The organism is Actinospica sp. (genome assembly GCF_035552695.1).
GTDB lineage: Bacteria > Actinomycetota > Actinomycetes > Streptomycetales > Catenulisporaceae > Actinospica.
Window position 1 is genome coordinate 1 of sequence record NZ_DASZKT010000034.1, and the last position, 12,363, is coordinate 12,363.

14 protein-coding genes and 2 pseudogenes are annotated in these 12,363 nt (G+C 69.0%); 6 read left to right on the top strand and 10 right to left on the bottom strand.

Features of this window, described 5'->3' with window-relative positions:
• Window positions 1–175: 175 nt before the first annotated feature.
• Both VG296_RS05750 and VG296_RS33155 read right to left on the bottom strand, forming a co-directional pair.
• Window positions 176–1,141: a hypothetical protein gene (locus VG296_RS05750; RefSeq protein ID WP_325563828.1), complete on the bottom strand. Its 966-nt coding sequence runs from the start codon at window positions 1,139–1,141 to the stop codon at window positions 176–178.
• Entirely contained in the window at window positions 1,138–1,752 is a 615-nt protein-coding gene (locus VG296_RS33155) for an FGGY-family carbohydrate kinase (RefSeq protein ID WP_325563857.1), read from the bottom strand. The genes VG296_RS05750 and VG296_RS33155 overlap by 4 nt, the downstream gene beginning before the upstream one ends.
• Here VG296_RS33155 and VG296_RS05760 point away from each other — a divergent pair.
• Window positions 1,721–1,837: a sugar-binding domain-containing protein gene (locus tag VG296_RS05760; RefSeq protein ID WP_325563830.1), complete on the top strand. Its 117-nt coding sequence runs from the start codon at window positions 1,721–1,723 to the stop codon at window positions 1,835–1,837. The genes VG296_RS33155 and VG296_RS05760 overlap by 32 nt on opposite strands.
• 145 nt (window positions 1,838–1,982) lie before the next feature.
• Here VG296_RS05760 and VG296_RS05765 read toward each other — a convergent pair whose 3' ends face one another.
• Window positions 1,983–2,474, bottom strand: coding sequence for a MarR family winged helix-turn-helix transcriptional regulator (locus tag VG296_RS05765; protein ID WP_325563832.1), 492 nt, complete (start codon window positions 2,472–2,474; stop codon window positions 1,983–1,985).
• Between the two features lie 109 nt (window positions 2,475–2,583).
• Between VG296_RS05765 and VG296_RS05770 the strand changes: the two genes are divergently transcribed.
• Window positions 2,584–3,957 carry an MFS transporter gene (locus tag VG296_RS05770; protein ID WP_325563833.1) on the top strand — a complete coding sequence of 458 codons (1,374 nt, stop codon included), beginning with the start codon at window positions 2,584–2,586 and terminating at the stop codon, window positions 3,955–3,957.
• 64 nt (window positions 3,958–4,021) lie between these two features.
• Window positions 4,022–4,471 carry a universal stress protein gene (locus tag VG296_RS05775; protein ID WP_325563838.1) on the top strand — a complete coding sequence of 150 codons (450 nt, stop codon included), beginning with the start codon at window positions 4,022–4,024 and terminating at the stop codon, window positions 4,469–4,471.
• A gap of 31 nt (window positions 4,472–4,502) precedes the next feature.
• On the opposite strand, the gene VG296_RS05780 is transcribed toward VG296_RS05775, so the two are convergent.
• From VG296_RS05780 to VG296_RS05795, 5 genes and pseudogenes are all read right to left on the bottom strand, one after another.
• A complete protein-coding gene (locus tag VG296_RS05780) occupies window positions 4,503–4,760 on the bottom strand; it encodes a hypothetical protein (RefSeq protein WP_325563840.1) in 258 nt (85 codons plus the stop codon).
• Between the two features lie 151 nt (window positions 4,761–4,911).
• Entirely contained in the window at window positions 4,912–5,280 is a 369-nt protein-coding gene (locus tag VG296_RS05785) for a hypothetical protein (RefSeq protein WP_325563841.1), read from the bottom strand.
• Between the two features lie 147 nt (window positions 5,281–5,427).
• Complete coding sequence (locus tag VG296_RS05790; RefSeq protein ID WP_325563843.1) at window positions 5,428–5,712, bottom strand: hypothetical protein; 285 nt, start codon at window positions 5,710–5,712, stop codon at window positions 5,428–5,430.
• Window positions 5,713–5,743: 31 nt separating this feature from the next.
• Window positions 5,744–5,980: pseudogene (locus tag VG296_RS33160) on the bottom strand (serine hydrolase); the annotation flags it as partial.
• Window positions 5,981–6,094: 114 nt separating this feature from the next.
• Window positions 6,095–6,607, bottom strand: coding sequence for a hypothetical protein (locus VG296_RS05795; protein ID WP_325563845.1), 513 nt, complete (start codon window positions 6,605–6,607; stop codon window positions 6,095–6,097).
• A 207-nt stretch (window positions 6,608–6,814) separates the two neighbouring features.
• Between VG296_RS05795 and VG296_RS05800 the strand changes: the two genes are divergently transcribed.
• Window positions 6,815–7,030, top strand: coding sequence for a dodecin (locus VG296_RS05800; RefSeq protein ID WP_325563847.1), 216 nt, complete (start codon window positions 6,815–6,817; stop codon window positions 7,028–7,030).
• 120 nt (window positions 7,031–7,150) lie between these two features.
• Here the strand turns inward: VG296_RS05800 and VG296_RS05805 are convergent.
• Window positions 7,151–7,273: pseudogene (locus VG296_RS05805) on the bottom strand (short-chain dehydrogenase); the annotation flags it as partial.
• Between the two features lie 298 nt (window positions 7,274–7,571).
• Complete coding sequence (locus VG296_RS05810) at window positions 7,572–11,615, bottom strand: discoidin domain-containing protein (RefSeq protein WP_325563851.1); 4,044 nt, start codon at window positions 11,613–11,615, stop codon at window positions 7,572–7,574.
• Between the two features lie 338 nt (window positions 11,616–11,953).
• Here VG296_RS05810 and VG296_RS05815 point away from each other — a divergent pair, with 338 nt between their 5' ends.
• Both VG296_RS05815 and VG296_RS05820 read left to right on the top strand, forming a co-directional pair.
• Window positions 11,954–12,157, top strand: a complete 204-nt coding sequence (locus VG296_RS05815; protein ID WP_325563853.1) for a hypothetical protein — start codon at window positions 11,954–11,956, stop codon at window positions 12,155–12,157.
• A gap of 9 nt (window positions 12,158–12,166) precedes the next feature.
• On the top strand, window positions 12,167–12,340 hold the full coding sequence (locus VG296_RS05820) for a hypothetical protein (RefSeq protein WP_325563855.1): 174 nt from the start codon (window positions 12,167–12,169) through the stop codon (window positions 12,338–12,340).
• The last annotated feature ends 23 nt before the right edge of the window (window positions 12,341–12,363 follow it).

Sequence of the window (12,363 nt, forward strand, 5' to 3'; positions counted from 1 at the left end):
CTGCTCGAAGAGGCTGCCGCCGAATTGGTTGGTGCGCAGCGGGCGGGGGCACGGGCAGCACCACGTCCGCCAGCGTGCCGAGGGGACTGGTCGGGTCGGCGGTCACGGCGAGTACGCGGCTGCCGAGTTCCTTGGCGCCGCGTGCGAAGTGCAGGGACACCGGCGTCGTTCGTGCCTAGGCCGAGATGACCAGCAGGCCGTCCGCCGACTGCACCGAGGTCGCGGTCGCCTCGCCGAGTACGTGCACGGTGCGCCCGAGGTGCATGAGGCGCATGGCGGTCATCTGCGCTATGAGCCCAGACCGCCCCCGACCTGTTGTGAACCATCGCCGTCCGGCCGGGCGCAGCGCCTCGACGGCCGCGTCGAAGGCCGCGCTGTCGAGATTCGCCAGCAGTTCGGCCACCTCGTCGCCGACTTCCAGCCACGGTCGGCTCAGCGGATCAGGTCGCGCATCCACTGGCTTGCTCCTTCCGGGTCGTGATCGGCGAGTAGTCGAGCAGCCCTCGTCCGGAGACGATGTAGCGGGCTCCCGCGTCGAGGTACGTCGTGAGGTTGCCGCGGTCGACGCCACCGTCGACTCCGACGACCGTGTGCGGTGCGGTGCGATGGCCTCGGCCTTGCGGCTGATGGTTTCGTCGGCCTGGCTGGTGGTGCCCGGTTGGATGAGCATGACCAATACGCCGTCGATGTGCGCTCGGTGGATCAGGGCGTTGCCGGGGTCGGTTGCCGGGCCGATGGCGAGCCAGGGTGCCGCACCGCTGGTGCGGATCCGCTCGGCGACGGCGGGAACGTCGGTGATCGCCTCCACGGGGACGGTGATGCGGCTGACCGGGATGCCGCAGATCTCCTCGATCAGTTCGGGCAGCCGGTCGGCGTGTGAGCCTTCGATGATCAGATGGATGTCGAGCGGGCCGATCTGATGGGCAGCCAGGTCGCGGATCAGGTCCACGTCTACGCCGCGGTTCACGCCGTCGGTGACGATCACGTCCGCGTGCACCCACAATCCGGCCTGTGCCGCCACGACCGCCGCCTCGCGCCGATCCGCCTCGGGGGCGGCGTAGATGCTGGCCGCGAGAGTGCCGCCCGGCCGGCCGGCGACCGCGTCCATCAGCGCCTTGCTGAGTATCGGACGAACCGTCACGACGCCGACTCGCCATCCAGCGCGTCCCAGGCGGCGACCTGTTTGTAGCGTTCGCGGATGCCGTCGCGCGCGGTCTCGCTGCCGGGTCGGGGAGCGGCGGCCGATGTGGTCGGCGGTGCCCACGCGTGCAGCACGTCCCGAATCGGGCGGCCCGCGGCGACCGCTGCCGCCTGCACACTCGCGCCGCGCGTCGAGGCTTCGGGGGCGTCGGCGAGCAGTACATCTCGGCCGGAGAGATCGGCAAGCAGTTGGGTGTACGCGGCGGAACGGGCGCCGCCGCCGGTCGCGATCAGGCGACCGGAGGTGTCCACCCCGGCCCGGTTGAGGTGGGACTCGCCGACGAGCAGGCCGAGGATCACGCCTTCGAACGCCGCCCTGGCCATCTCCTCGCGCGTCGTCGACGACGTGAGCCCGGCCAGTACGCCCCGCGCTCGCCGTCCAGGTACGCGGCGAGCACCGGCCCGAAGCCCGCGGCCGCGCGGAGCGCGAGTTCGGCCAGGCCCGCGTGGTCGACGCCGAGCAGCGTGGCGAACAGGTCGGTGACCCGGGCGGCGTTGAGCCTGGAGACCAGCGGAAGGGGTGGCGGGCGGCGAGCCGAAGGCGGCCGCGATCCTCGCCGTGCTGCGCGGCGGCCTGGCGACCTCGCAGGTCACCGACGAGATCGCGGCCCGCGCGCTTCTGGCGCTGGCCGGGTAGGTCTCCTCGATCCGCGGCGGGCGATGCTTGTATTGACGATGCTCGTTTGGGCGGACAGGTTGACAGATGGGCGAGCCGACGTCAGGTTGAGATCGTCGTCAACGATCTGGTACTCGATCACCTGCGGGCGCTCTTCTCGCAGCGGCTACTTGCGCTCCTGGGCCACGCCCCGTTGTCTGTCCACCAGGTCGCGTAGGCGTTCGATGACGGGGCCCGCGGCGGCAAGCGTCGCCGCCTCTTCGGGGGACAGCTGGTCCACCGCGTCGGCGAAGACTGCCGCGGTGATGGCGCGGCGGGAGCGCAGGTAGGCCGAGCCTGTTTCGGTGATGGCGACGACGACCGCGCGTTTGTCGGTCGGGTCGCTGCGGCGTTCGACGTAGCCGGTGCGGACCAGCGCGGCGACCAGCGACGTGACAGTCGGCTGAGTCACGCCCTCGGAGGCGGCGAGTTCGGTGATGCGGCGCGGTCCGTTGCGGTCGAGTGTGGACAGGGCCGCGAGCGAGGTCAGGCTCATGTCCCGGGGCGTGATTCGGATGAACGAGGCCAGCAGGTCGTGCACGGCGGCGGCCGCGCCTCTCGCGCCGTGCCGCCCGTTCACCGCGGGCGTCGTCGCATCTCTGGGCACGGTTGTACTCACGTTGTGAGCATAGCCGGGTTCCGCGCTCGCGCAAGGTCCATTGACGCTCTATATAAACACTCTATATGCTTCGCTCGAATCGGCTCAGCCAGCGATCGAGGAGTACACGGTGAGCAGCAATGAGACCCAAGGGCTACCCGCCACGTCGAGTGCGTTCCGCCAGCCCAAGGCCGTCTGGGCGGTCGCGTTCGCGTGCGTGATCTCGTTCATGGGCATCGGCCTCGTCGATCCGATCCTGCCCTCGCTGGCCAGCCGCCTGCAGGCCAGTCCCAGCCAGGTGGAACTGCTGTTCACCAGCTACCTCGTGGTCACCGCGGTGGCGATGCTGGTCACCGGCTGGGTCTCCAGCCGGATCGGGGCCAAGTACACGCTGATCGCCGGGCTCGTGCTGATCGTCGTGTTCTCCGCCACCGCGGGGCTGAGCGGCAGCATCGGGCAGATCATCGGGTTCCGGGCCGGGTGGGGCCTGGGCAACGCGCTCTTCATCGCGACCTCGCTCGCCGTCATCGTCGGCTCGGCCAGCGGCGGTTTCGCGGGTGCGATCGTGCTCTACGAGACCGCGCTCGGCGTCGGCATCGCCTGCGGGCCGCTGCTCGGCGGCCTGCTGGGCAACATCAGCTGGCGCGGCCCGTTCTTCGGTGTCTCGGCGCTGATGCTCGTCGCGCTGGTCGCCACGCTGATCCTGGTCGAGCCGGCCCCGCGGCCCGCGCACCGATCCTCGATCAGCGAGCCGATCAAGGCCCTGCGACACCGCGAGCTGGCCATCACCAGCGTCGCCGGTCTGCTCTACAACTGGGGCTTCTTCACCATCCTCGGCTACGCGCCGTTCCTGATGCACCTCTCGCCGCTGCGGCTCGGCGGGGTCTTCTGCGGCTGGGGCGTGCTGGTCGCGATATTCGCGGTCTTCGGAGCGCCGTGGCTCAAGTCCCGCTTCGGCACCGCCCGCACCCTCTACGGCAACATGGCTCTGATGGCCGTGGTAAGCCTGGTCATCGGCGTGTTCCCGGACAACCGGACGGCCGTGATCGTGGCGACCATCGCGTCCGGAATCTTCATCGGCAACAACAACACGCTGGTCACCACCGCCGTGATGAGCATCGCGCCGGTGCCGCGCCCGGTCGCCTCGGCCACCTACGGCTTCGTACGCTTCATCGGCGGAGGCCTGGCGCCCTATGCGGCCGGCCAACTCGTCGAGCACTACAACACGCACGTCCCTTTCATTCTCGGTGCGGTCACGGTGGCCGCGGCGGGTCTCGTGCTCAGCACTGTGCACCGTGCGCTCGACGAGGCGGACCGTGAGGAGACCCATCCCGGCATCTCGCGGCAGCGTCGAGATGCCGAGGCAGCCGTGCGCGAGACGCCCGGCGTACCCGAGGAAGCGATCCTCGCGGAAGAGGCCTTCATCGAGGACCGTGTGTTCGGTGGCGGGTCTGTCGACGGCGGCCTGGTCGACGAGGGCGACACCGCCGAGCAGAGCCGGTAGCGGCCGGCGGGCATCCGGGCATCGGGAAAAGACCAGGCTTCGAACGGCGGCGGCGGATCCGAAGATGGACGCGACCGGGGTTCCGAGAATCGAACTCGGATGTGAGGGCCCATCCCTCCTCGTCGTCGGCATAGACGGCTCGGACACTTCTCTGCGCGCGCTGCACTACGCGTTCGGGCTGGCTCGCCGCGAGCGCGGCGTCGTGGTCGCGGTCTTCGCCTTCGCGCCGATCAGGAGCTGGGACGGCATCTCCGCGGGCGTCTGCTACACCGGCGAGGAGTTGGCCGATGAACTGCGTGCGGCGGTCGACTCCCTGTCCGAGGAACTCCACGTCCCCGCGGAGTTCCTCCGCGACCAGCGTGACCCGGTCCGGACTCTCATCGAAGTCGCCTCCACACGCTGCGCCGACGCGATCATCGTCGGCGCCAGCAAAGCTCTGAGTCACAAGCTCTTCGGCTCCAAGGCCGCGCGCACCATCCGCCGCAGCCGATGCCCGGTGATCGTCGTGCCGTGACCGCTTCGGTGGAGCGCAGCCGTGTGCTCAGTCACTCCGCGTCCTGGGTTAGGCGTGCACGTACGCCGTCGGCGCGCGGCCACCCGTAGCCGACGTCTTGGAGGCGGCGTAGCAGGGTATCGACGTCAGTGTCCGTCCACTGTGAACCTCGGTAGTGCGGAAGCGCTTTGAGATACGGTGCGGCCTCGTCGTCCCAGTCGGCCGCGTCTCGGGCGGCGAGGCCTGCGGCGAGCCGGCCGTCGTCACTGGGAGATACGTCGCTGAGGTGTGCGCCGTAGAGCGTCCGCACTTCTCGTTGCGGACCGTCGGCGTGCAGGTCCCATACTCGGATGGCGTTGTCCGGCCCGGCGTCACGGGACGGGTCCCCAGCGGCCGGCGCGATGAGAGAACAGACCTCTCATACGCGCTGGTCGGCTGGGGACCCGGCGATGCGCTATGCCTCAGCAGGCCACCGGAAAATCGGTGGTCGGACCCCACAGGTAGGCGATGTCGACCCAGCCCGTCACGTTCGTGTCGGTGTCCGTGATGTACATCCAGTTGCCGGAGTAGCAGCGAAGGACCACGTTCTGGCCGTTCTCGTAGCCCAGCCCGTAGACCCCGCAGCCCGTCGACGGGCCGGAGCGGATGTTGATGCCCTGCCCGGTGAACCCGCCACCGTAATCGGAGTTGTTCGCGGGCCTCCACCCGCAGGTGGCGGCTGGCGAGACCGCGGCCGCCATGGCCGGATCCGCCCAAACACCCGTACCGGCTCCGACCGCGACCACCCCGGCGATCACGACCGCGGAACGCAGTCGACCATGCAACGTCATGATTCCCTCCCCGTTCGGGCCCCCGTGGCCCGCCAGAAAATCAGTGAACTGTGGCAAGAAGCTAGCATCCGATGAGGGGATGTCAACCGCGAGCCCGACCGTCCGCGCCGCACACGGGACTGAGTCGTACGCGCGTGCCGAGGTCGCCTAGGACACGCGGCTGCCGATGCGCAGGGCGACCCGGATCAGGCTCGTCGGGACGGTCTCGTCGGCGAGCTCGGGCAGGAAGGTGACCGTCAGCCCGTCCAAGGGCCCGCCCACGACGGCGAACTCGGTGTCCGACAGCGCATGGCAGATGCCGCTGACGATCTCGCCGTTCCGCTTCGCGACGTCGATCCGCAGCCCCGACTCGGCACGCGAGACCAGCAGGTGGTCCGCCTCGGGGTGGGCGTAGCGCCCGGGGTACCGGTCCAGGATCCGCGGGCCGGGCACGACGTAGGCCGGTTCCGGCTCCTTCTTCGACCAGCCCGAGCGTCAGCGCCGCGGTCATGGGCTTGGTCACCGAACACAGCTGGAACAGCGTGTCCGGGGTGACCTCGCGCGGGTCTTCGACCCCGATGATGCCCGAGCCGGCCGCGAACACCGCGCCGTCCGCCACGACTCCGTACCCCGCACCCGGCGTCCCGCTCTCCGCCAGTTGCTCCTCGACCAGTTCCCCGAGCTCGGCGAGAAGAGCCTCCGCCGGACGGGTGTGCACCATCGATAATCCGCCTTTCGTCCACTCCCCGCGTTCAACCGGCGAGCACGCTGCGAACGCCGCCGGTGCATAGACCACCCCCGTGCCTCAGGCGGACTATCCGGATGCCCGCGGGGTCTAGGTGTCTCCGCTAAGCGGCGTCGGTTCAGGCCGCAAAGGTCCGTTGGGATCATCGTCCGCAGTGGAATCCAGCACGAGCTCGACGTAGTCGAGCGCGTCGTTGAGCGTTTCGAAGACCTCGCGGCCGACTCCCGCGTTCCGCGCCGCCGTCACGCGGGCGACGAGCTGCGGCTGTAGCACCCGGAAGTCCGCGACGTCCTGCTCGGCGGCGCGAATCCGCTCGGACACCATCTCCTCGACGGCGGCCAGCTCGACTACAGACGCCTTGAGTTCGCCGATCCGCGCACGGGCACGCTCCGGCCACTCGCGGATCGCTTCGGCCTGAGGGTCCTCTTCGGCGATGGCCTCTTCGTGCTGCATTCGCGCGTGCTGCTCCTGCACGTCGAGCTCCGCGATTCGCATCTGCAGCCTCGTGCGCGCGGCAGCCACCTCCCCGAGCGCTCCACGCAGCTCCTGGATCAGCGCGAATTGCCGCTGCAGCACCGAGTTCAGGCGATCTTCCAGCCCCATGCCCCCGCTCCTTCCGACTCCATCGTCTGTTCAGAGAACTGCCCACACCATGGTCATCGTTCCTGGCCGACGCAGCAAAACCGGTCGCGCTCGTTCGCTCGGACGGAGCAGGCGACGGTCTACGACTGGGCGCTGCGGCATCCCGGAGCCTAGCGTGGGAGGGGCACGGGCGCCGGGTCCGCGGCATGGTCGGGAGAAGGAGGGCGTATGAGCGGGCATGTATACCGGGTCACCGAAGTGGTGGGCTCCTCGGCAGAAGGGCTCGACTCCGCGGTGCGCACGGCGGTGGCGCGAGCCGCCGAGACCCTGCACAACTTGGACTGGTTCGAGATGACCGAGGTCCGGGGCCGCATCGAGGACGGACGGGTCGCGGAATACCAGGTGGGGCTCAAGGTCGGCTTCCGGCTGGACGAAGAGTCGTAGAACGGGCAACTAAAACTGGGCCGGGGTCTCGGTAGGGGCGTTTCAGCAGCTTCGCGCGGTGGCGGGTCAGACCACCCCCGGGTGAGCCGAAGGGCGTCGGCTGTCTGGCTCGACCGTTCATCAGAAGACGAGTTGCTGTCCGCCGTCGATGTCGTAGGTCGCGCCGGTGATCGCCGTGTTGGCCATGAGGTGGACGGCGAGCGCGGCGATGTCGGCGGGGCCGACGACTCGGCCGATCGGAAGGCGCGGTCCGTCGCGCGCCGGCCTCATCCGCCGCCTGCTCGAGCCGTGCGCTCCGAGGCTCGCCGGTGCTCCTCGATCGCGGCCCTGGTGCGGGCATCCGAATCCATGGAAGGGATCGAAGTGTCATCAGCGCCTCGCTGAAAGCTCAATGCATTCTCCTAAGCATGTGAAGATCTCAGGATTGCCGCCTCCGACTCCTGCCGTAGATGCGTGCGCGACCATGCGCAAACGGTGACGGGCCCTTCTGTCGACGCGCAAGCCGGGCCCGGGGACGTGCGCTCCGGGCCCGGCCGGTCGTTCAGCCGCTGGTCACGGCCGTCGAGTTGTAAGCCTGGACGAGGACGTGGGGGGCGTGGCCGAGCGCGGAGCCGTCGGGGCGGCTGATCGCCACTTCGCGGCTCTCCCCCGGCAGCAGCCACAGGTAGTTGTCACCGTACTGGGCGGGCAGGATGCGTTCGCCGTTGCCGTCCAGCAGCGAGACGCGCACCATCGCCGCCACCACAGAGCCCTTGTTCGTGACCGTCGCGGTCAGGCCGGTCGGGGTGTTACCGCTCGTCCGCACGGTCAGGCGGGTCTGAGTGAGGTTGTTGAGTGCCTGCATGTCTGCGGCGTCGTGGTAGCGCCAGTATGTGTTCTGCGACAGCAGTTTGCCGTGCGTGTCGGTGAGTTCCAGCCGGACCAGGTGCAGCGCGGGCAGGGAGTCCGGCCAGGCGACGTTCGGTCCCGTTGCTGTGCTCGACGCTGCGATGGCCACGCCGGTCTGCGCGACGTGGCTCAACTGGTGGCCGTTCAGGTCATAGACGAACGCTGTGATGGTCGCGCCGGATACGGCGTTGGGCGTGTGGTTGGCGGCGAGCGCCTGCCAGGTGGTCGGGTTCGCTTGGACGTGAACGGGTTCGCAGCCCTTGCGCGCTCCGTAGTACGCGCCGTTGACGTCGAGGTCGTAGTCATAGGTCTGCCACACGGTGCTGTGCCAGGCCGGGTGGGACATCCACAGCAGCACTGCGGAGGTGTTCTGCCACAGATTCGCCGTCCACGCCTCGAAGATCGCGCGCATGGACTCGTAGTTGACGAACTGCGCCTTCGTGCAGAAGTCGGCGAGCGTGCTCGACGCGCCGAGCCGGTCGCTGATCGCCGCCTGATACGTGGCGACCTGCTGATTGCCGATCGGTGACCAGTCGTGGTAGTTCCACACCTCGCTCGGCGGCCATTCCTGCTGGTCGCCGACCAGATGCTGCATGCTCTCGAGCACCGAGACGACCGGGATGCCGATCTCGGTGTGGAAGCCGAAGGCGTTGGTGTCGTAGGTGGACTTGTCGTAGTACTGCGACGGCTCGATCCAGTGGTACGGCCCGTGCCCGCTGACCGGCTGGCCTGCCGAGTTGTCCTGGTAGAAGATCTCAGGGTTCTCGGTCGCGACGGCGTTCCTCAGACCGGCGTTCAAATCGGTGGGCGGCGGGGCCTCGTTGGCGCCGCACCACACGGCGATGCTCGGGTGGATGCGGTAGCGCTTGATCGTGTCGGTGGCCGTGTCCACGTAGCCGGGCTGGTCATCCGGGAAGTCGCCGTCGTCCCAGAAGTCGTTCCACACCAGGATGCCGTTCTCGTCGCAGGCCGCGTACAGCTCCTCGCGGTTGCTGCTGCCGATCCAGTTGCGGATCATCGTGAAGTTCATGTCGCGGTGCATCGCGACGGTCTGCGCCATCCGGTCGGGCAGTACTCGGCGCAGCAGTTCGTCCCAGCCCCAGTTGCCGCCGCGGCAGAAGATCTTCACGCCGTTGCAGCTGATCGTCAGCTGGGTCACGGTGTTGTCGACGTCGAGCACGTCGGTCCAGGTCGAGCCGTCGTTCGAGGTCTGGATCGTGTAGTTCATCGCATAGGCCTGTTCCCACACGACGACCACCTGGTCGAAGCTCTGCGTCGAGCCGAGGTCGACCTGGATCCACTGGTTGTCCTGGTATGCGGAGGACCAGCGCGTGTTCGGGTCGCCGTCCACGGCGTTGCCGGGACCGTCGGAGCCGTTGTCCGCGGAGGAGGCGGTTGCGGTCTGATGCAGCGCGAGGTCGGTCGTCGGCGAGGAGCCGGCGGTGTTGAAGACCGAGAGTGACCACATCGAGTCGCCCCACTGCGTGGCCCGCAGTCCGCACTGGATTCGTACATAGCGCGAGGTCTGGGCGGGGAAGTTCTCGGTCTGCGTCGCGCGGTCGCCCAGCGGTGTGGAGTTGTCCACGGACTGCACGTCGGTCCAGGTCGAGCCGTCGCCGGAGACCTGGACGGTGAAGGTCGCGGCGTAGGCCTGCTCCCACAGGATGTAGACCTGGTCGAAGCTCTGCGTCGAGCCGAGGTCGACCTGGATCCACTGGTTGTCCTCGTACGCGGAGGACCACCGCGTCGCCGGGTCGCCGTCGACCGCATTGCCTGCGCCATCGGAGCTGTTGTCGACGGACGAGGAGGTTGCGGTCTGGTGCAGCGCCAGATCCGTCGATGGGGCGCTGCTGTCGAACACTGACAACGTCCAGATCGAATCTCCCCAACTGGTCGCGCGCGTTCCGCATTGGACGCGCACGTACCGAGCCTGCCGGCGGGCGAAGTTCACCGTCTGCGGGGCCTGATCGTTGGTGAAGTTCAGGGGCGACTTGCCGGGCGGGATGATCATGATCGGCTCGTCGTAGGAGTAGCCGAACTCGCGGATGCCGAAGCGGCACGACCGCCGGTCGCTCACGGTCCCGCTGATGCTCGCGGTGAGCTCGACGTCATGGAGAGCGGGCTCGCCGTAGCCGTTAGGCCACCACAGGCGCGGCTGATGCACGGTTAGCTGCGGATGGTCGGCCGGGGCGAGGGTGATCGTCGCGTTCTGTCCGGCGGCCACGTTCGCGCTGCCGCTGACCGAGATCCCGTCGAAGGCGGCGGTCACGGTGATCGTTCGGGCGCCGGTGCCGACGTTGGAGATCGGGACCTCGATAGTGATCTGGGCGACGGAGGTGTCGGGCAGGTTCGGCAGCGTCGTGGTGACGTGCGGGTCGCCGATCAACGCGTCGCCGGTCGAGCGCAGCCGCACGTGGTTCCAGAGACCGGTGGCCCGGTCGCGCACGGCCGGCATCCAATCCCAGCCGGAGGCTGCGAGGTACGTCGGCGAGTCGAGGAAGAGCTCTCCGGACTGGACGAAGGTGTTGCCGTTCGAGCTCTTGTCGCCCGGCGTACCCGGGTGCGGCATGGGGCTGATCTGCACGGCGATCGCGTGCTCGGATGCGTCGGCCTTGAGCGCGCCGGTGATGTCGAACGCGGCGCGGGCGAACGGGTGGGTCAGGGTACCGACATTGGTCCCATCGACCCAGGCGACCGCCTCGTGGTTGACGCCCTCGAACTCGAGCCACACGTGCCGGCCCGCTCCGGCGGCGAACCCGTGCGGCAGCGCGAACGGGCGCCGGTACCACCAGCCGTGCCGGGACAGCGCCTCCGGCACGTTCAGGTTGTTGAATCCGCTCACCGGATCGGGCAGATGCCCGCCCGCGACCAGGTCGGCTTGGACGGTGCCGGGCACGCTGGCGGCGAGCCAGGAGCCGCCTGCCGTGGACGCGGCGACGCTCGACAAACTCGCCCCGGTCGCGCCCGCGGGCGCGAAGTCGTCCATGGTCAGACTCCACCCGGACTCCAGCGGCACGGTGCCGTCGGCGGCGATCGTGAGTAGTGGCGCGGGCTGCGGGTTCGCGCCCCAACTCGTCCATCCGTGCGCGGGCGGGCGGGCTGTGGAGCAGGTGCCGTAGACCTGGAAACCGTTGAGCCCGACCGGGTTCGTGTTCGAACGCGCCGTCGAGGTCATCCGCACGTACCGGGCGGTGACGGGCGTCGACAGCGGAACGTCCACCTCGCCGCCCGGACCGGACGTGGTCTGATACACCGTCTGCCAGCTCTTGCCGTCAGCCGAGACATCCAGCGTGAAGGACGTGGCGGCGCTCGAGAGGATCTCGTCGCCGGTGGTGTGCGAGTAGTCGCCGTTGAAGGCGGGGTCGGACGCGGTGGCCTCGAACACGAGCGTCACGGCCTCGATCTCGCACGGCGCCTGCAGATCGACGGCGATCCACTGCGGGTCGCCCTGGGCGGCGCGCCAGCCGGTGCCCTGGACGCCGGTCAGCGAGAGCCGGTCGACCGCGAACCGGGCCGGGGTGGGCGCGTAGTCGGTGGAGGAGACGGTCACCGGGCGGTAGAGCGCGAGCTCGGCGGCGCCGGGGGCCGCGGCGCCGGCGCTCGCCGCGGCCGGGGCGGCCGGCAGCACGGCGTCCGCGGTGAACCCGGCCAGCAGCGTCGCCCCGGTGGTCAGGAACACGCGGCGGGAAACGGTCATCGGAGCCCTCAGCCTTCGGAGATGACAACGTTGTCAGTGGTGCACGGCAGATCTTGTCGCGGTCCCGGGGCCGCGTCAAGAGCCGCCGTGCTGATCCGTCAGCGTGAACTTGAGAGTGCTCGCGTTGATGCCCTCGCAGCCACCCCGTCGGCGGGGTTCAACGGCCGCATCCTGCGCCCCACGAGGTCTCCCTGCCGTCGGCTCTGGACAATCGGCCGGCCCTGATTGTCCAGCGCAGTATGCACTGGACAATCAGGGCTCTTCAATGGGCTCGTTGGCCGGGGAGATCCCGGCCGACGCAGTCCACAGCACCGAAAAATTCTCGAAGGAGAGAAACAATGGCTCGCATCAGAACCGCCGCACTGATCACCGCCGCCCTCGCGGTGGCGTCCGGCCTCGTCGGCTCCGAGCCGGCCTTCGCCGCCGCTCCGGACGTGATCTCGCCCGCGTGCAGCAGCCAGATCTGGAATCCGGCCAACGACTCCAACGTCCCCGGCAACGCTTCGTGGAGCGTGGAGATCCTCAAGGCGAACAGCGCCTAGAGCTGCGGGGTGGGATGGACTACCAGCTACCACCAGGCCGGCGACTGGGTGACCATCCACTGTGCCTGGAGCAACAGCGCCGGACAGACCTGGTTCTACATCCACGACAACGAGACCGGGCGGACCGGCTGGCTCGCCGGTTCGAACGTCAGTCCCGGCGCCGACAACTACGGCAAGTGCTGAACGCGTGAAAGGGCCGGCGCCCC

Bases quoted from the DNA above. Each gene is read 5' to 3' on its own strand.
- VG296_RS05775 (WP_325563838.1), top strand. From the start codon at position 4,022: ATGGACGCGACCGGGGTTCCGAGAATCGAACTCGGATGTGAGGGCCCA.
- VG296_RS05785 (WP_325563841.1), bottom strand. From the start codon at position 5,280: ATGACGTTGCATGGTCGACTGCGTTCCGCGGTCGTGATCGCCGGGGTG.
- VG296_RS05795 (WP_325563845.1), bottom strand. From the start codon at position 6,607: ATGGGGCTGGAAGATCGCCTGAACTCGGTGCTGCAGCGGCAATTCGCG.
- VG296_RS05800 (WP_325563847.1), top strand. From the start codon at position 6,815: ATGAGCGGGCATGTATACCGGGTCACCGAAGTGGTGGGCTCCTCGGCA.
- VG296_RS05810 (WP_325563851.1), bottom strand. From the start codon at position 11,615: ATGACCGTTTCCCGCCGCGTGTTCCTGACCACCGGGGCGACGCTGCTG.
- VG296_RS05815 (WP_325563853.1), top strand. From the start codon at position 11,954: ATGGCTCGCATCAGAACCGCCGCACTGATCACCGCCGCCCTCGCGGTG.